Source organism: Ralstonia sp. UBA689 (assembly GCF_002298975.1).
Lineage (GTDB): Bacteria > Pseudomonadota > Gammaproteobacteria > Burkholderiales > Burkholderiaceae > Ralstonia.
Map to the genome: position 1 here is coordinate 45,557 of NZ_DBMV01000033.1, position 16,304 is coordinate 61,860.

At 63.9% G+C, this 16,304-nt stretch carries 15 protein-coding genes and 1 pseudogene; 7 read left to right on the top strand and 9 right to left on the bottom strand.

The window, feature by feature from the left end; all coding sequences use genetic code 11:
* Positions 1-109: 109 nt before the first annotated feature.
* Complete coding sequence (locus tag B4F51_RS14715; protein WP_296226675.1) at positions 110-739, top strand: hypothetical protein; 630 nt, start codon at positions 110-112, stop codon at positions 737-739.
* 22 nt (positions 740-761) lie between these two features.
* On the opposite strand, the gene B4F51_RS14720 is transcribed toward B4F51_RS14715, so the two are convergent.
* On the bottom strand, positions 762-1,157 hold the full coding sequence (locus B4F51_RS14720; RefSeq protein ID WP_296226676.1) for a hypothetical protein: 396 nt from the start codon (positions 1,155-1,157) through the stop codon (positions 762-764).
* Between the two features lie 198 nt (positions 1,158-1,355).
* Positions 1,356-1,790: a universal stress protein gene (locus B4F51_RS14725; protein WP_296226677.1), complete on the bottom strand. Its 435-nt coding sequence runs from the start codon at positions 1,788-1,790 to the stop codon at positions 1,356-1,358.
* 183 nt (positions 1,791-1,973) lie between these two features.
* Between B4F51_RS14725 and B4F51_RS14730 the strand changes: the two genes are divergently transcribed.
* Positions 1,974-2,414, top strand: coding sequence for an acyl-CoA thioesterase (locus B4F51_RS14730; RefSeq protein WP_296226678.1), 441 nt, complete (start codon positions 1,974-1,976; stop codon positions 2,412-2,414).
* A 128-nt stretch (positions 2,415-2,542) separates the two neighbouring features.
* Entirely contained in the window at positions 2,543-2,767 is a 225-nt protein-coding gene (locus tag B4F51_RS14735) for a hypothetical protein (protein WP_296226679.1), read from the top strand.
* 180 nt (positions 2,768-2,947) lie between these two features.
* Here the strand turns inward: B4F51_RS14735 and B4F51_RS14740 are convergent, their stop codons facing one another.
* Complete coding sequence (locus B4F51_RS14740; RefSeq protein WP_296226680.1) at positions 2,948-4,651, bottom strand: AAA family ATPase; 1,704 nt, start codon at positions 4,649-4,651, stop codon at positions 2,948-2,950.
* 509 nt (positions 4,652-5,160) lie between these two features.
* Between B4F51_RS14740 and B4F51_RS14745 the strand changes: the two genes are divergently transcribed.
* Positions 5,161-5,445, top strand: coding sequence for a hypothetical protein (locus tag B4F51_RS14745; RefSeq protein ID WP_296226681.1), 285 nt, complete (start codon positions 5,161-5,163; stop codon positions 5,443-5,445).
* A gap of 60 nt (positions 5,446-5,505) precedes the next feature.
* Here the strand turns inward: B4F51_RS14745 and B4F51_RS14750 are convergent, their stop codons facing one another.
* Complete coding sequence (locus tag B4F51_RS14750; RefSeq protein ID WP_296226682.1) at positions 5,506-6,393, bottom strand: LysR substrate-binding domain-containing protein; 888 nt, start codon at positions 6,391-6,393, stop codon at positions 5,506-5,508.
* Between the two features lie 106 nt (positions 6,394-6,499).
* Here B4F51_RS14750 and B4F51_RS14755 point away from each other — a divergent pair, with 106 nt between their 5' ends.
* Complete coding sequence (locus B4F51_RS14755; RefSeq protein WP_296226683.1) at positions 6,500-7,108, top strand: LysE family translocator; 609 nt, start codon at positions 6,500-6,502, stop codon at positions 7,106-7,108.
* Positions 7,109-7,117: 9 nt separating this feature from the next.
* Here B4F51_RS14755 and B4F51_RS14760 read toward each other — a convergent pair whose 3' ends face one another.
* On the bottom strand, positions 7,118-8,542 hold the full coding sequence (locus B4F51_RS14760; RefSeq protein WP_296226684.1) for a coniferyl aldehyde dehydrogenase: 1,425 nt from the start codon (positions 8,540-8,542) through the stop codon (positions 7,118-7,120).
* Between the two features lie 352 nt (positions 8,543-8,894).
* Between B4F51_RS14760 and B4F51_RS14765 the strand changes: the two genes are divergently transcribed.
* Positions 8,895-10,613, top strand: a complete 1,719-nt coding sequence (locus B4F51_RS14765) for a GMC family oxidoreductase (RefSeq protein ID WP_296226685.1) — start codon at positions 8,895-8,897, stop codon at positions 10,611-10,613.
* A 357-nt stretch (positions 10,614-10,970) separates the two neighbouring features.
* Here B4F51_RS14765 and B4F51_RS14770 read toward each other — a convergent pair whose 3' ends face one another.
* The 3 genes and pseudogenes from B4F51_RS14770 to B4F51_RS14780 all read right to left on the bottom strand — a co-directional run bounded on the left by B4F51_RS14770 (position 10,971) and on the right by B4F51_RS14780 (position 14,182).
* On the bottom strand, positions 10,971-11,876 hold the full coding sequence (locus B4F51_RS14770) for an amino acid ABC transporter substrate-binding protein (protein WP_296226686.1): 906 nt from the start codon (positions 11,874-11,876) through the stop codon (positions 10,971-10,973).
* 262 nt (positions 11,877-12,138) lie between these two features.
* A pseudogene (locus B4F51_RS14775) lies at positions 12,139-12,294 on the bottom strand (amino acid ABC transporter substrate-binding protein); the annotation flags it as partial.
* 226 nt (positions 12,295-12,520) lie between these two features.
* The gene (locus B4F51_RS14780; RefSeq protein ID WP_296226687.1) at positions 12,521-14,182 is read right to left on the bottom strand and encodes an acyl-CoA dehydrogenase family protein; all 1,662 of its coding nucleotides are present in this window, start codon (positions 14,180-14,182) and stop codon (positions 12,521-12,523) included.
* Positions 14,183-14,734: 552 nt separating this feature from the next.
* Between B4F51_RS14780 and B4F51_RS14785 the strand changes: the two genes are divergently transcribed.
* Positions 14,735-14,938: a hypothetical protein gene (locus B4F51_RS14785; protein ID WP_296226688.1), complete on the top strand. Its 204-nt coding sequence runs from the start codon at positions 14,735-14,737 to the stop codon at positions 14,936-14,938.
* 123 nt (positions 14,939-15,061) lie between these two features.
* On the opposite strand, the gene B4F51_RS14790 is transcribed toward B4F51_RS14785, so the two are convergent.
* A complete protein-coding gene (locus tag B4F51_RS14790) occupies positions 15,062-16,210 on the bottom strand; it encodes an NAD(P)H-dependent flavin oxidoreductase (RefSeq protein WP_296226689.1) in 1,149 nt (382 codons plus the stop codon).
* Between the last annotated feature and the right edge of the window lie 94 nt (positions 16,211-16,304).

The following is a 16,304-nucleotide window of genomic DNA, read 5'->3' on the forward strand; positions in this document are numbered from 1 at the left end:
GCCCCATAGGCGGCCACGCGATGTGGCGCCACCGCGTCTGGCGCCTGCGGCACAATACAGACCGATCCGGCTGGCCAGTCTTCCTTCATCCGACCTGAGATGAGTTGCCATGGTGACGCTGCTCTTGCATGCCCCCGCGCCCGACGAACACGCCGTGCAGACCCGCTTCGGCGGGCGTCCGCTGGTGCCGACCGACGCGCCCTTCACATGGCCCTGCTGTGCCACCTGCAAGCAGCCGATGCAGTTCCAGGGGCAGATCGGTGTCGAGGCGACAGCCGACCATCCGGCCGGGCTGCTGCTGGTCTTCATGTGCCAGAACGACCCCGGCTGCTGTGATGAATGGGATGCCAACGGAGGCGGCAACCTTGCAGTGTTCGTGCCGACCGGGCCGCTTACCCTGGCCGAGCCACCCGCCGAGGGTTTGACCCTGCGCGAGACCACCTTCGGCGCGCGCACTGCGGTGCAAGATGCCGACGACTACGAAGCGGCTCGCCGCCTATGGTGCGAGCACGCTGGCCAGTCCGGCCGCCAAGTGCTCGGCCAGTTGCATGGCACGCCATCCTGGCTGCAGGCCGACGAGACGCCCGCCTGCCCCGCCTGCGGCGCACCGATGCACCTGGCCGCGCAACTGGAGGAAGGACCGGATGCCCATACGGCGATGAACTTTGGCGGTGGCTGCGCCTACCTCTTCCAGTGCGCACACCATGCGGGGCAGGTGAAATTTCTGTGGCAGTGCTGAGGCCGGAACTGGGCTTAGGGGCTTACTGCGCCAACCTGCGCAGTTTCCACTCGCCGCTCGGTTGCTTGCACAGCCAGGCTGTCCACTGCTCCTTGCTGGAGCCGCGCGTCAGCTCGCTCTGCAGACGTCGGCATGATTGGCCGGCGTCGGTCTTGCTCTCCAGTGGGGTGATGGTGGCGTCGATGGCGGGCTGCTTGCCTTTGGCGGGCCACGCCCATTGCGCGGGCGTGTTGTCGGCCGTGTTGACCAGCGTGTTGCCGATGGCCTTGGTGAACGACTTCAACTCCGTCTGACTCATCGAGCCGATGATGGTGCTGGCCAGCACCTCACGGAAATACGCGAACGACGGCGTGGCCGTGGCAAACAGGGCGGCGCCCGTCAGGGCGAGGGCAAGGCGGGCGGTGCGGCGATCCGGCATGGTGGTGTCCTCTCGGATGTGACGAAAAGTGCCTTCATCCTAGACCATGCCGTGCCGCACGGCTGTGACAGTCATCAGCCGCCCGGTTTGTCCAGCAGGCTGTACCAAGCTACGCCCACTGCGATGCCCAGGCGGAGTATGCGGAGAATCGGCGGGCTAATCTCCGCAAAATGTGCGGAGATCGCGCGCGCCGTAAAGCTACGCCTTGGGCGCCTTCACCAGCACCACCGGGCATTCCGCATGGGCCACCACGCGCCCAGCGACCGACCCCATGATCGCCTCCACAAACACGCCGCGCCCGTGCGAGCCCATGACGATGGCGGCCGCGCCTGCACTCTTCGCGTGGTGAACGATGCGGTCCGGCGCGAAGCCCACCATTGCGTGCTGCTCGAACGGTACGCCCGCCTCGGTCAGGATCGCGCAGACGGAGCGCATGGCGCCGGCGCTTTCCTCCGCGTACCAAGCGTCAACCTCCGCCTTGCCGACCAGTGATTTGATATCGCCCGACAGGTCGGGCATGCAGTGGACCACATGCACGGTCACGTCACTGCCGAACAGCGTCTTATCTGCGATGCAGCGCGCGGCTGCGTCGGAATAGCTCGAGCCGTCCGTTGCCAATACGAGGGTCTTCATGTGGCCTCCTTGCCATGTCTGCGGCCGCGCCCGATGCGCGGTCGACGCCTACTACCAAGGTAAAGCCTGCTGGAAGGGGCGCGTTGATACGAGTCAACCTGAGCGGCATGGTACGGCAGCGCCGTCAGCGGTTGCACAGGAAGGCAGGCAGAATGCACAGGTTCACCAGACCTACAGCCCCACATGACCACGCCCGCGATCACCGACTTCCCGCTTCAATCCACCGACAAGCTCCGCTACGGCGACACCGACCGCCAGGGCCACGTCAACAACGCCGTCTTCGCCACGTACCTGGAAACGGGCCGCGTGGAAATGCTCTTCACGCCCGACAACCCGCTGGCGGCGCCCGGTTGCGAGTTCGTCATCGCCCAGCTCGTGCTGGACTTCCGCAACGAGATCCTCTGGCCGGGCTCGGTGCAGATCGGCACGCGTGTGGCGAACATCGGGCGCAGCTCGGTCAAGCTCGATCAGGCGATCTTCCAGAATGGCCGCTGTGCCGCCACCGCGCAGACGGTAATCGTGCAGATCGACACCACCACGCGCCAATCGGCTGCGCTCACCGAGAGCACACGCGCACGCCTCGCTGCGCTCGCCGTCACGCCTGCCGGCGCGGAAACCGAGTAAGCGCGCCGGCACCGCGCGTGACGCGCGGTCTACGCAAACGCAAACGCGCGGAAATTTTTTACTTTGTTTGCGCTCCAGCCCCGGCTTGGTGGGAACATGGCTCTCCCGTTCGACCAAATGGAGTGACCATGGGACTGCTGGATGAAGTGGGCAAGATCGCAGGCGCTGTCGCCGCTGTCGAAGCCGCCGAGAAAGTCGATCCGGATGCCGGCCTGCTGACCAAGGCCGTGGCCGCCGTTGCCGGCTTCAAGGGCGCGGGCGCGCTGGAAGAGATGCTGGAAAAGAAGGAAGACCAGACCAAGGCCGAAGGCGAACAAGCCGCACCGGACGATGGGGCTGCGCCGCAGGCTTGATTGATTTGCTGGCTCGAAAGGATTTGGGGACCCCGCCGGTTGGCGGGGTTTTGTTTTTTTGGGGTGACAGGTAGCAAGGTGACCCAAATCAGTTCATCACCGCGATTCGGGTTGCCGAAGCCATTCCATATGCTTCGAGCGCGCTTCTTTTGGTCTTTGCGCGGCCCACGATCACGTTGGTTACCAAATTGAGCGTGCGATGCCAGACAACCCATCAAAACGAAGAAACTGAGATGGGAAATAGATTCGCGGATTTCCCCCTAGCTCCTGCTGCAATAGAGCCATCAACCTCCCGAGTACCACCTTGCCGCGACAGAATCGTGCCTCGTTTTCACGCAGATCATGCTCTGCCTGTACTGCAATTGCTCCGTGATTTGGTGCTCCGCCGCCGTTGTTTCTGTTCCGGAATGCCTCTTCGGTGCGTAAGTTCACGATTGCTTCGAGCGATCGTTCTCTAGTTTCCTGAATGGCTGTCTGTATTAACTCTTGTATGCGAGCTAAGGGAACCTCGGGATTCAAGTGATGCAGGTGGTCTGCATTCAAAAAGTGTCCCTCGATGTCGCTATGAGCCGTCAAAAAGGCAGATACTCCCGCATTTTCCAGCTTGGTCTCAAAATCTTGTGCTCTGCCGTCGCTCATGTAGTCGCGATCACGATGAACAACCAAGCGCACGTGAGGTGCTTTGTCGCTAAGGAAATCGCCCAAGACGAGCGCGGCGTCCACCTTGGCACAACCCGCATATGACGCTACCTCGGTATCTGCCTCAACAAAGTCGTTGCTCCACAACAGTGCGCGTAACGCATCTTTATCACTATCCTCGGTGGCGACAACACAGCGTGTATGGCCGTCAGCAAAGTAGTCAACGGAATCCAGTGCGCCTAAATCCATTAGAACTGCAGTTGAGTTGAGGTCAGGTTGCTCAACCGACCTTCCTTTGCTAAGCCAAATAACTCGGCCTCGGTCCTTCAAGGAGTCAAGAACGTGGCGAGAGTGTGTGCTGATAAGGGCTTGGAATCCTCGTTCTGCAGCTAGACGGAAAACTAGATCGCAAAGCGCGCGTTGATTGTCAGGGTGTAAGTGCGAATCCGGCTCATCCAGAATCAAGACTTGGGGTTGAAACAATGAAATGTAGGCAAGTATCTGGGATGCTTGGAGAACAGATGTCCCAGCCGCATCGACCTGAAGCCTCGGCCCCCCCGGAAACTGAAAATAGACCTCGATAGATTCATCGGTGTTCACATCGAAATCAATCTCGATAGTGATTGCACCGAAAATTGATTGCATGTCCTGAACAAACGCATCCCACCTTGCTTCATCCTCACGGAGCATGCGCAGTACATTGCGCAATGCTAGGTTCGCATCTCCGCGCGCTACGATTCGCCTGACGACGCCCGGTGAAAGAAATCGCTCCTCTTTGGGGATACCGGCTAGGCCCGGCGCATAGACTGTGAACGGCTGAGTCAGGTCCATCAGCCGCTCTCCAATCTGACGCCCAACAATCGAAACGGCGATATTTCGATTCCGCCCTCTTCGCAGACCGACGGTACATCTTCCGCCATCCTCGTCTCTCAACTCAATCTCGATCTGGCTGGGCCGAGGTTCTTGCAGGGTTCCGCCAGTCGCTAGCGAAAGAACATCTGATATCGGTGAATATAGGAGCTGGGCAGGGTTAAAGGAGAGTTCAAAGGCATCCTTTTGCCAAGCGACCCCTTCGCCAATCAGTCGGGCAGATTGTGCAATCGCCACAGCAAAGTGAATCGCCTGTAGAACACTGCTTTTTCCAGCATTGTTTGCGCCAATCAATAAGGTTACGTCCGAGATTGGTAGCTCGATCTCCTCAAGGCGCTTAAATCTACGAATAACTACAGAGGCCAGCCTCGGCATGCTCTCGTCCTTTTCGGTTGAGGTGGTGATTGATGGAGATATTCGGCTCTGGTAAACCTATGTAATTTTTCTACAGGAATGATGCTATTTTCGCCTGTCTTGTTGCGCAAGCGCTTTCTTGATTGGCGAGTATGGGTGGTAACTCCACTATTCGCTATAATCCCCACCGTCGCCGCCTTCGCGGTGACCGGGTTTAGCAGCCCATCCTCCCTTTTCCCAGACGGACAGCCGCCTCTGCGCGGCGTTTTTGTGTCCGGTGCTTGTGCACGCCTATGCTTTTTGCGGCGGGCCGGGCGGTGAGACCTTCGGGTCTGCCGGTAGCTGGGATAGGGCCGGTCTGCTAACGCCGTCGTCAGGCCCGCCACCCTCGTTTAGCAGCGAGCGGCGAGCCTCCATCAACCTATCCCCGGAGGCCACATGGCAACCGCACTCAGCGGGCATCGCCCCGCGTCTTATCCCTCCCCGCCCCCTTGGCGACACAGTCTTCCCACGCAACCGGGAGGTGCCGCATGTCTCTGACCAAAAACCGTATCTACCTGGATGGTGCGGTATCGGCGCGTGCCTTTCTGTGCCGCACGCGCACCGACATGCGTACCTACGGCCAGCGCCGGCCGGGCATGCTGCGCGAGCAGCTCACCTACTTCTCGGAACACGCGTATCCGTCGGCATTCGTGAAGGGCTTTATCGATGCCATCGACGCATATGTGTCGATGTCGCTCGGGGGGAGCGACGTTGATCCGCGCACGTGGGAGGTGTTGGCCGCCATAGAGCGGCGGCGGGTTTCCGCCGCATAACAACGGATTGACGCGTCCCCGGGGCGGGCCGGGGATGCCAGATAGGCAGTCGATCGAAGATCAAGCCGCGCGCTTGCGCTCCACCGCGCTTTGCCGCGTAGAGAATCCGTCTCGAATACATTGCGCCAGCGCTTGTGCGGCCTGGCTCGCCCCCTGCGCGGGCAACAGCAAGCTGATCGCAAACATCGGCAACTCAGGCAGCCCGGCCTCGGGCCCGAGAATGTCCAGGTCCCCCGGCACCGTCGGCGTGAGCCATGCGGTTACGGCCAGCCCCGTGCGCACCGTGGCGGTGGTGGCCTCGATGTTGCCGCTTTCGAACACCGTGCGCCATTCAATGCCGTGCGCGCCCAGCGCCTTGAGCACGCGGGCGCGGAAGGCGCAGCTCTCATCCACCATTGACAGCGGTAGCGGCCGCTTGGCATGCGCGCTGCCGCCGCGCGCGCCCACCCACACCAGCCGCTCCACGCACAGGCATTCGCCAGTGGCTTCGTCCGTCGGGGCTTCGACCACGGCAATGTCCTGCTCACCGCGCGCAATGCCTTCAGCCAGTTTGGGCGAGGCGCCGCACACGAGGGTCAGCTCCACCGAAGGCCATGCCTCGGTAAACGCCTTGAGGATGGGCGGGAACACGGTGCCGACCAGGTCATACGGCACGCCCAGGCGCACGGGGCCTTGCAGCGGGCGGGCTGCCATCTCGGCCCAGACTTCGTCGTTGAGCGCGAGCAGGCGCTTGGCCCGGCCGAGGAAGCGTTCGCCTGCGTGCGTGAGTTCGAGCCGCCGGCCGTCGCGCTCGAAGAGGCGGCATTCAAAGGCGTCTTCGAGCCGCTTGATCTGCTGGCTGACGGCACCTTGCGTGAGGTGTAGCGCGTTGGCCGCCACCGTCATGCTGGCGTTTTCCGCCACGGCAACGAAGGTGCGGACGAGGGTGATGTCGAGGTTCTTGGCCATCGAAGCATTCTAGAAGCTAATGCGCAGGATCAAAAACCTTCGATTTGCTAATGGTTTGGCGCGCTCTACAGTGAGCCATTCATCACCTACCCTGAAGGTGCCGCCCATGCCCGCCGAAGTGTTTTCCTCCATCGCGCCGTTGGTGTTGTTTGCCGTGGTGTCTACGGTATCGCCCGGCGGGGCCACGACCCTGGCGACGGCATCGGGGTCGCAATTCGGCTTTCGGCGCTCGATTCCGTTGATGATGGGGATTGCCGTTGGGCTGGCTTCGCTGGCGGCGGGCGCGGCAGCCGGGTTGGCCGGGTTGCTGATGGCCGCGCCGGGGCTGCTGCTGACGATGAAGGCAGCGGGTTCGGCCTACCTGCTGTGGCTCGCATGGAGGGTGGCACGCAGCGGCCCGCCCAACCTCAATGCCGCCGCGACGGTGCCGACCACGCTGCTGGGCGGCGCCTGTCTGCTGTGGTTGAACCCGAAAGGCTGGGCGATGGCGCTGGGTGCGGCGGCTTCGTTTGCAATGCTGGCGAGCGGCCCGCTGCAACTGGCGGCATTGCTGGGTGCCACCTTCGGGCTGGCCGCGCTGGTGTCGTTGTCGCTGTGGTGTGCGGCGGGCATCGTGCTGGCGCGGCTGCTGAAAACGCCGCGCCAGTGGCGGGTGCTCAATGCTGTGCTCGGTGCGCTGTTGGCGCTCTCCATCGCGCCGATGTGGACGTCCTGAGCGCGTCGCTCAACGTACCAGCAGCTTCATCATCGTCTCGAACGTCTTGCCGTACGGCGCGCGGAACAGGCCCAGCCCGTTGAGGGTGGCCTGCCGGAACACCGGTTTCATCTTCGAGAACCGCTCGAATCCGTGGATGCCGTGGTATGCGCCCATGCCGCTGGCGCCCACGCCGCCAAACGGCAGATCGTCCTGCGCCACGTGCAGCAGCGTCTCGTTGATGCACACGCCGCCGGCAATGGTGCTGGCCATCACGCGGTCGACGGTGCTGCCGTTGCGCTCGAACAGGTACAGCGCCAGCGGGCGCGGGCGGGCGTTGATGTAGTCGATCGCTTCGCCCAGCGTGCGGTACGGCACCAGCGGCAGCAGCGGGCCGAAGATCTCTTCCTGCATCACGCGCATGTCGTCGGTGCCGCCAGTGATGAGCGCGGGCGGGAACTGGCGCGTGGCTTCATTGGGCGCGGCGTTGGTGAGCGGCAGCACCTGGGCGCCCTGCGCGCGCGCCTCGTCGGCCAGGCTGGCCATGCGCTGGAAGTGGCGCGGGCTGATGAGCGTGGTGTAGTCGCGGTTGCTCGCCATGTTTGGGTACATCTTGCCGACCAGCTTGCGTGCAGCGTCGATAAAGCGCCGTTCGGTGCCGGCAGGCAGCAGCACGTAGTCGGGCGCCACGCAGGTCTGGCCGGCGTTGAGCAGCTTGCCGACGAGCGTGCGTTCCACGGCGCGGTCGAAGTCTGCATCGGGCCCGATGATGGTCGGCGACTTGCCGCCCAGCTCCAGCGTGACGGGTGTGAGGTTGTCGGCGGCCGCGCGCATGACGTGGTGGCCGACGTTGGTCGATCCCGTAAACAACAGGTGGTCGAACGGCAGCCGCGAGAACGCCTCGGCGACTGCAGCATCGCCGTTGACGACGCGCACCTCGTCGGCGGCGAAATGGCGCTCGATCAGATCGGCAAACAATGCCGAGAAGCGCGGCGTGTATTCCGACAGCTTCACCATCGCGCGATTGCCTGCCGCGAGTGCCGAGACCAGCGGCCCGACGGTCAGGTAGATCGGGTAGTTCCACGGCACGACGATGCCCGCCACGCCCAGTGGCTGCGGAATCAGCCGCGTGCTGGCGGGCCGGAACCACAGGCTCACGCCGCGCCGCTGCACGCGCATCCAGCGCTTGCCATGCGACAACGCGTGCTTGATGCCGTCCACGCTGGGGAAGATCTCCAGCAGTTCGGTCTCCTGCCGCGAGCGGTTGCCGAAGTCTGCGCTGACGGCCTGGGCGATGGCGTCGCGGTTGTCCATGACAAGGCGCTTGAGGCGTTCCAGCCGATCGCGGCGCAAAGCCCAAGCGGGCAGCATGTCAGCCTGGTGCGCGGCGCGCATGGCCTCGAAGGTTTGCTGCATGTGCAGCAGGTGCGGGGCGGGCAAATCGGCAAGTTGCATGGCGATGTTCCTGGCAAAGGCAGACGGGCGCAATTGCAAAGCAGTATGGTCGCCCAGGCAGCCTTCCATGACCTGATACGGCAGTGCTGTGTGCGGAGCGGCGCCCGCCAGTGCGTGCCAGCAAGCGATCGCGATAAGCGAATTGCTGCTGCGCAACATATCAGTTCTCCCATTCCAGCAAAGGCCTTTGCCTACCTCCATGCAGACATTGCTGCATGACATCGAACGATGCCTCTAATGCGGGTTAGTTCGACCGTTTGAAACATCCCGAGGCGCCTAGGATGTGGGTCAAGACAGGCAGCGCGCCCGGTGGCGTCGCTCGCCCAAGACAAAAGACCCTCCGGAGACACCCATGGCCAGCGATTCCCTCACTTTTGACTACGTCATCGTCGGCGCCGGTTCGGCCGGCTGCGCGCTGGCCGCCCGCCTGACCGAAGACCCGGATGTGACGGTCGCGCTGCTGGAGGCCGGGCCGCACGATCACCATTTCTCTGTGTGGGTGCCGGCGGGGTGCGCGGCGTCGCTGCCGTTCAAGAACAAGCGCAACTACGCCTTCGAAACCGTGCCGCAGCCGGGCCTGGGCGGACGCCAGGGCTACCAGCCGCGTGGGCGCGGGCTGGGCGGCAGCTCGTCGCTCAACGCGATGATCTACATTCGCGGCACGCGCAATGATTACGACCACTGGGCATCGCTCGGCTGCGTCGGCTGGGGCTGGAACGATGTGCTGCCGTACTTCAAGCGCTCGGAAGGCAACGAGCGCTTTGCCGGCCGCGATGATGACGCGCTGCACGGCGGCACCGGCCCGCTGCACGTGAGCGACCTGCGCACCGGCAATCCGATCCCGAAACGCTTTGTCGACGCCGCCGCTGCGGCCGGTTATCGCCGCAACGACGATTTCAACGGCCCAGACCAGGAGGGCGTCGGCCTGTACCAGGTCACGCAATACAACGGCGAGCGCTGGAACGCCGCACGGGCCTACCTGCACGGCGGCAACAAGGCCGACGCCACCTTCAACCGGGGCCGCCGCCAGTTGACGGTGCTGCCCGACACGCAGGCGCTGCGCATCGTTTTCGAGGGCAAGCGTGCGACGGGCGTAGTGGTGGAGCGCGGCGGCAGCACGCAGACGCTGCAAGCGCGACGCGAAGTGATCGTCTCCTCCGGCGCGTTCGGCTCACCGCAGTTGCTGATGGCTTCGGGCGTGGGCCCGGCAGAACACCTGCGCGCGCTCGGCATTCCCGTTGTGCAGGACTTGCCTGGCGTCGGCCAGAACCTGCAGGACCACCTCGACATCATCCTGCACAAGAAGCTCTTCAACCTGGACCTGATCGGCTATTCGCTGCGCGGCAGTGCCCACATGCTGGGCGAGATCCTGCGCTACCGCCGCGAGCGGCGCGGCATGCTGGCCACCAACTTTGCCGAGGCCGGCGGCTTCATCAAGAGCCGCCCCGATCTGGCCGAACCCGACCTGCAATTGCACTTCGTGGTCGCCATGGCCGACAACCACAACCGCACGTTCAACTACGGGCATGGCTATTCGTGCCACGTGTGCGTGCTGCGCCCGAAGAGCCGTGGCGAGGTGCGCCTGGCTTCCGCCGACACGCGCGACGCACCGCTGATCGATCCCCGCTTCCTGTCCGACCCCGACGACATGGCCGGCATGCTGGCGGGCTTCCGCGCCGTGAAGAACATCTTTGCGCAGCGGCCGCTGTCGGAGCTGGGCGGGCGTGAGTTGTACGCGGGAGGTATCCGCGGCGACGGCTCCGACGACGAAGCCGTGCGCGCGCTGATCCGTCAGCATGCGGACACCATTTACCACCCCGTTGGCACCTGCAAGATGGGCCGCGCGGATGACGCGATGGCCGTGGTCGATCCGGAATTGCGTGTGCGCGGCATGACGGGTTTGCGTGTGATCGACGGCTCGGTCATGCCGACGCTGATCGGCGGCAACACCAACGCGCCGATCATCATGATCGCCGAGCGCGCGGCCGACCTGATCCGCCAGGGCGGGCGGCCGACGCTGAATGTGGTGGCAGGCACCTCGGCGCAAGCGTCGCCAGCCGAGGTGCATTGAGCGAGCGGCTTAGTGCCTATTCACGATCGACGGAAACTCACCTTGACGCCAAAACGCATGCCCAGACGGTTTGGCCGTCCCCTGCCCTAGATGGCGCCTTGAATTTGTGTTGCAGGGAGGAAAAAGAGATGGGGCCTGTCTGAGGCCCTTCAGGCCGAGTTTGCCCCGTCTCCCTCCCTGCGACACAAATTCAAGGAGGGTGTCGCCATCTCGGGCGCGCCTTTCTTTGCTTACTTTCTTTGGCAAGACAAAGAAAGTGAGTCAGCCCCGGCAGGGGATGAAATAAGGGATGCACCACCAGCATCAATGGATTGCCAAGCATTGCACCCGACAATCCAAGCGATCGCGAGCAAGAGCTTAGTTCCCCGCGCTATCAGTCGGCGTATTGAACGAGTCGCGCAGTAAATAGCTCATCGGCACTTCCAGATTCACCCCATTGGGCGGAATCGGCTGCTGAAACCACTTCTTGTAGAGCTTCGGCACCTCGCCATCGACGATCAGGCGCGTCATCGACTGGTCGATCAGCTTCTTGAACTCGGGGTCCTGCTTGCTGAGCATGATCGCGTACGACGACACGAGCTGCGTCTTGCCCGTCACCGTGAAGTCCGCGGGGTTCTTGGCGGTGGCGCGCATGCCGGAGAGCAGGATGTCATCGCCGGCAAACGCGTTGGCGCGGCCCTCGGCCAGCATCGCAAAGGCGCCGCGCAGGTCGTTGGCGTCCACCACGTGCATGGACAGGCCGGTTTCGTTGAGCTTGCGGGCGAGCTCGGCATTGCTCGAGCCGCGTGTGGCCACCACCGTCTTGCCGTGCAGGTCTTCCCATTGCTGGATGCCAGAGTTGGCCTTGACCAGCATGCGGCCCTTGGTGATGTAGTGCGGAATGGTGAAGGCGACCTTCTCGCGGCGGTCCGGCGAGTTGTTGGTCGAGCCGCATTCCAGGTCGGCCTTGCCCGCGACGATCACGTCCATGCGGTTGGCGGCCGTCACCGGCACGTACTGCACCTTCAGGTCGGGGCGCTTGAGCGACGTTCGCAGCGAATCGATCAGGCGCGAGCAGATGTCGATCGTGTAGCCGACGGGGCGGCCGCCGTCGGTATACGAGAACGGGATGGAGTCTTCACGGTAGCCCACGTGCACCGTGCCGGAATCGCGAATGCGATCGAGCGTCGGCGTGGCGGCAACGGCGTGGGAGACAGGAGCGACAGCAAAAACGGTGGGAACGGCAATCGCGGCCAGCAGCCACGCGCGCGCAGGGAACAGCATCGTCAAAGGTCCTAGGAGAGGGTTCGGGCTTTTAATGGCCGGTTGCCGCACCGTTGCCCGATCGACGCGGCAATCCTGTGCAATCGTTTGCCGGGCCGAGCCCGTTCGGATGCGCAGAAATGGCTGGGGCGCGCGGTCACTCCCCCCCCCGGGGAATGCCAAACGTGAAGCAATGTGAACGCGCCGCCACGGGCGCGCATTATGCGCTGATTACGGGTATACCCTCAAGCACCTCAAAGACCCGTCTGAAAGCGGGGCGGAATCAGTCCGCCACCTTGTCGGTCGGGAACTTGAACGAGTCGCGCAGCAGGAAGCTCATCGGAATGCCGAGCTTGACGCTGTTGGGCGGAATCGGCTGCTGGAACCACGTCTTGTAGAGGCGCTCGGCCTCGCCGTCGAGGATCGTGCGGGGCATCGCCAGGTTGCTGCCGACCACCGTGTAGTCCGCCGGGTTGGGCGACGTGGCCCGGAAGCCGCCTGGAATGCGCACAACGCCAGGCCGGCCGCGAGCATTGCGCTGGTCGGATACGGCACGGGGGGGATGTCTCCTGTCTGCTTGTTCTTGTTGTGCCGGACGTGGGCGCGCGGCCCACCTACCTAGGGTCTTTCATCCTGCTTTCACCTGGTGTCGCCCCCGACATTCTTCACACAGGCCAGGCGCGTTGCAGCACCGCGCCCAGTTCTTGCGCGTGACCGTCGAGCGTGCCGAACACGCGGCCGTGCTGATGGTGAAAGCGGCTGGCGATGAAGCGCTCGGCGTCGTCGGGGTGCGCGTGGGCGAGCATCAGCGCGGCCTGCGCCGTGAGCGCCAGCCCCTGGGCGATGCGGCGCGCCGAGGTTTCCTGTATGTCGCCTGGCTGGTGCAGCATCGCTTGCAATGCCGCCAGTTCGGCACGGACGGCGCGGTGGCCCTGCGCGCGCTTGCCGATGTCGTGCACCAGGCGCTGCGCGTCGTCCGGCGTGCGGGCGATGGCGCGCAGCACGTCCAGGCACATCACGTTGCCCGAGCCTTCCCAGATGGAGTTGACCGGCGCCTCGCGGTACAGGCGTGCCATCGGACTTTCTTCCACATAACCGTTGCCGCCCCAGACTTCCATGGCTTCGCCCGTGGCCTCGATGGTGCGCTTGCAGACCCAGAACTTGGCGGCCGGTGTGACGATGCGTTTCCAGGCGGCGGCCAGCGGGTCCGCCTCCGCACGCTCAAAGGCGTTGCCCAGTTCCATCATCAGCAAGGTCGCCGCCTGCGATTCGAGCGCGAGATCGGCCAGCACATTGCGCATCAGCGGTTGGTCGACCAGCAGGCGGCCGAACGCCATGCGATGCCGCGCGTGGTGCAGCGCCTGCATCAGCGCGTGACGCAGGATGGCCGCGCTGCCGATCACGCAGTCCAGCCGCGTGTGCGTGGCCATCTCGATGATGGTCGGGATGCCACGCCCCTCCTCGCCGATGAGGATGCCCTCCGCACCGCGGAACTCCACTTCGCTGCTGGCGTTGGAGCGGTTGCCGAGCTTGTCCTTCAGGCGCTGGATCTGGATCGGGTTCTTGCTGCCGTCGTCTCGGAAGCGCGGCACGAAGAAGCACGATAGCGGCCCGTCTTCCGCCCCCATGCGTGCGACTACCAGATGCGCATCGCACATCGGCGCAGAGAGAAACCACTTGTGCCCGGTAATCGCATACGTGGCGCCGCGCCCCTCGCCGCGCAGGGGAATGGCTACGGTGGTGTTGCTGCGCACGTCGGAGCCGCCCTGCTTCTCGGTCATGCCCATGCCGATGAGGATGGTGGCCTTCTGCCGCCACGGCAGGTCGCGCGCGTCGTGCTCGCGGGCGTAGAGGCGGGGCCCAAGGTCGGCAAACAGCGCGGGCTCCTTCTGCAGCACGGGGATGCTGGCGAAGGTCATCGTCGCCGGGCACAGCGAGCCGGATTCGATCTGCGCCTGCATGAAGTAGCCGGCGGTGCGCGCGGCCCAGGCGCCGGGGCGTGGGTCGGCAAACGGCAGCGCCTGCAGGCACTGGCTGCGCATCAGGCCGAGCAGCGCATGCCACGCCGGGTCGAAGCGGATGGCGTCGATGCGCTCGCCGGTGCGGCTGTGGGTGTGCAACTCGGGGTGGTACTGGTTGGCCTCGGCAGCCCACCGCAGGGTCTCGGGAGCGCCGAGCTGGTCACCGAAGGCGCGCAGCGTGTCGGCATGCCAGCCGCCGCCCAGCCGTTCGAGCGCGCCTTGCAGCGTCGTGTCGGACGTGAGTGGGTTGAAACCGGTCAGGTCCGCGACTTGGTTGAAGACGCGGTGGGTGGCGTCGGTGGGCATGGCGGGCCTCCTGAAATGTCACCTTTGGCTGTGAACCCATGGTAGACCCGTGGCGGCTCGGGTGAGTGGAAGGGGGCGGGGTGGCTGGATGGGCAATCGCTCGCCATTGCGCGTCGCCTATCCTCGTGGTGGAAATCCAAATGCGAAGAGGCGGGTTTCTTTAGCGCGTGGCTTCACAATGTCTTCTTAATTCGGAAATGCCGAAATGGTCGTTTGCCGATATTTGGATGATGAATGGTCTCCGTGTCTCAACGCCCAGTTATGCCGTCTCGATATACACTATTTTAACGAGATGGCGCCGCAATATTAAGGTGGAAAAAGGCCTAAAAATCCTTGTCTGGCAAAGGTTTTGCCGGTAGTCAGTGTTGACGGATGGGGAGGCTTTTTTTTAGCGTCACGTCCGGATCAATGTGCCAGTCAAAATAAATAAGAAAGGCTGCGCCGGTCTGATGGGGGATTTCCACGGGATAGCACGCAGCCTTGCACCGTTTGTCGACGTGCAATGGATTGCCGGTATGCAAATCCCACGCGCTATTCCCTCGTGACGGGGGAGTGCCTGACAGCAGTCAGGCCCTGAACTTCGCACAAACGCTCGAGAGAAAGAGCTCGCAAGACAGCGGGCGTGATCGAGTGCAGATCGGGCTGGGGACGAAGTTCCGTACGGGGCCGCTCACGTTCGGCTTCGACTACAACGTGATGGCGGGGATGGGTGGGCTGCAGCAGGGGGTGAGGCTGACGTTTAGTGCGCCGTTCTGAGGCGGCGCGCGCTCATTGGCAAAGGGCCAGCTCTCGGGCTGGCTTTTTGTTTTTCTGGGCTTGGTGGTGCATCCCTTGTTTCATCCCCGGCAGGGGATGAAACAAGGGATGAACCGCAACGGTTCAACTCACCGCCGGTTTTTCCCCAGTCAGCAAGTAATGCATCAACTCCCGCACCGGCCGAATCGCCTCCCCAAACGGCAGCTTCCCCGCGCCGCGGAAGAACAACCCGCGCTCCACATCCCCGCGCAGCGCTTGGGCCAGCTTCAGGTCGATGCAGAACTGCCCCACCTTGCCGATACCATCGCGCAGCCCGCACGTCTGCAAGCAATCGAACCCTTGCAAGCAATCCCGCACCTTGGCCTTGGCCTGCAGCGCGCTTTCACGCGACAGATAACGCGACAGCCACGGCGTCATCACCGCGCGCGCCGGCAGCCCGGCCACGCTGACGAACTCGGCAATGTCGCCCTGCTCCGCGCCGGTCAGCACGCGCTTGAAGCGCGGGTGCGCGTCACCTTCTTCCGTCACTGCAAACGCAGTGCCGAGTTGCACGGCGGCAGCGCCCTTATCCAGCCAATGCCGCACCTTGGCATGCGAATCAATGCCGCCCGCGAGGATGATCGGAATCTGCTCCGCCGCCAGCCCCAGCTTGACGAACAACTCACGGCATTCGTCCAGCACGCGCGCGAACGAGAAGCGCTCGTCGCGCAGGTCCTCGATGCGCGCCGCGCCCAGGTGGCCGCCCGCGTGCGACGGGTGCTCGATCACCACCGCATCCGGCAGCCGTTCCTTCTTCATCCAACGCTTGAGCACCACGCCCACGCCGCGTGAGTCAGAAAGAATCGGGATCAACGCCACATTCGGATGCCCTGCTGTCATCTCCGGCAGGTCGAGCGGCAGGCCCGCACCCATGACGATGGCGTCCGCGCCACTCTCGCAAGCCTGCCGCACCAGCGCGGCGTGTGACTCCACAGCCTTCATCACATTTACGGCGATCAGGCCATTGCCTTGGGCACCCTCGCGCGCGGCGCGAATCTCCCGATCCAGCGCGACGAGGTTGGCGGCATTGATGGCCTCCTTGTCGCGGGACTTCTCGGTGGCGGCTGCCAAGTCTGCATGGTGATGTCGCAGGTCGATGCTGGCGATGGTGCCAACGCCGCCCTCGCGCGCTACGGCGCCGGCCAGCCGGTGCGCCGAAATACCCACGCCCATCCCGCCCTGCACGATGGGCACGAGGCTGCGCCCCGCGAGTGTGAAGCGACGCTCCAGCATGACAACTCCCTGCGGCTGCGCCGCAATGTAATAGAAAAGGGATCGAGCGTCGCACAGGTGAAACGCGGCCGCGTTGCGCCAGATCAAGACCGGG

Coding starts and splice junctions, on each gene's coding strand:
- B4F51_RS14715 (WP_296226675.1), top strand. CDS start 110: ATGGTGACGCTGCTCTTGCATGCCCCCGCGCCCGACGAACACGCCGTG.
- B4F51_RS14720 (WP_296226676.1), bottom strand. CDS start 1,157: ATGCCGGATCGCCGCACCGCCCGCCTTGCCCTCGCCCTGACGGGCGCC.
- B4F51_RS14725 (WP_296226677.1), bottom strand. CDS start 1,790: ATGAAGACCCTCGTATTGGCAACGGACGGCTCGAGCTATTCCGACGCA.
- B4F51_RS14730 (WP_296226678.1), top strand. CDS start 1,974: ATGACCACGCCCGCGATCACCGACTTCCCGCTTCAATCCACCGACAAG.
- B4F51_RS14735 (WP_296226679.1), top strand. CDS start 2,543: ATGGGACTGCTGGATGAAGTGGGCAAGATCGCAGGCGCTGTCGCCGCT.
- B4F51_RS14740 (WP_296226680.1), bottom strand. CDS start 4,651: ATGCCGAGGCTGGCCTCTGTAGTTATTCGTAGATTTAAGCGCCTTGAG.
- B4F51_RS14745 (WP_296226681.1), top strand. CDS start 5,161: ATGTCTCTGACCAAAAACCGTATCTACCTGGATGGTGCGGTATCGGCG.
- B4F51_RS14750 (WP_296226682.1), bottom strand. CDS start 6,393: ATGGCCAAGAACCTCGACATCACCCTCGTCCGCACCTTCGTTGCCGTG.
- B4F51_RS14755 (WP_296226683.1), top strand. CDS start 6,500: ATGCCCGCCGAAGTGTTTTCCTCCATCGCGCCGTTGGTGTTGTTTGCC.
- B4F51_RS14760 (WP_296226684.1), bottom strand. CDS start 8,542: ATGCAACTTGCCGATTTGCCCGCCCCGCACCTGCTGCACATGCAGCAA.
- B4F51_RS14765 (WP_296226685.1), top strand. CDS start 8,895: ATGGCCAGCGATTCCCTCACTTTTGACTACGTCATCGTCGGCGCCGGT.
- B4F51_RS14770 (WP_296226686.1), bottom strand. CDS start 11,876: ATGCTGTTCCCTGCGCGCGCGTGGCTGCTGGCCGCGATTGCCGTTCCC.
- B4F51_RS14780 (WP_296226687.1), bottom strand. CDS start 14,182: ATGCCCACCGACGCCACCCACCGCGTCTTCAACCAAGTCGCGGACCTG.
- B4F51_RS14790 (WP_296226689.1), bottom strand. CDS start 16,210: ATGCTGGAGCGTCGCTTCACACTCGCGGGGCGCAGCCTCGTGCCCATC.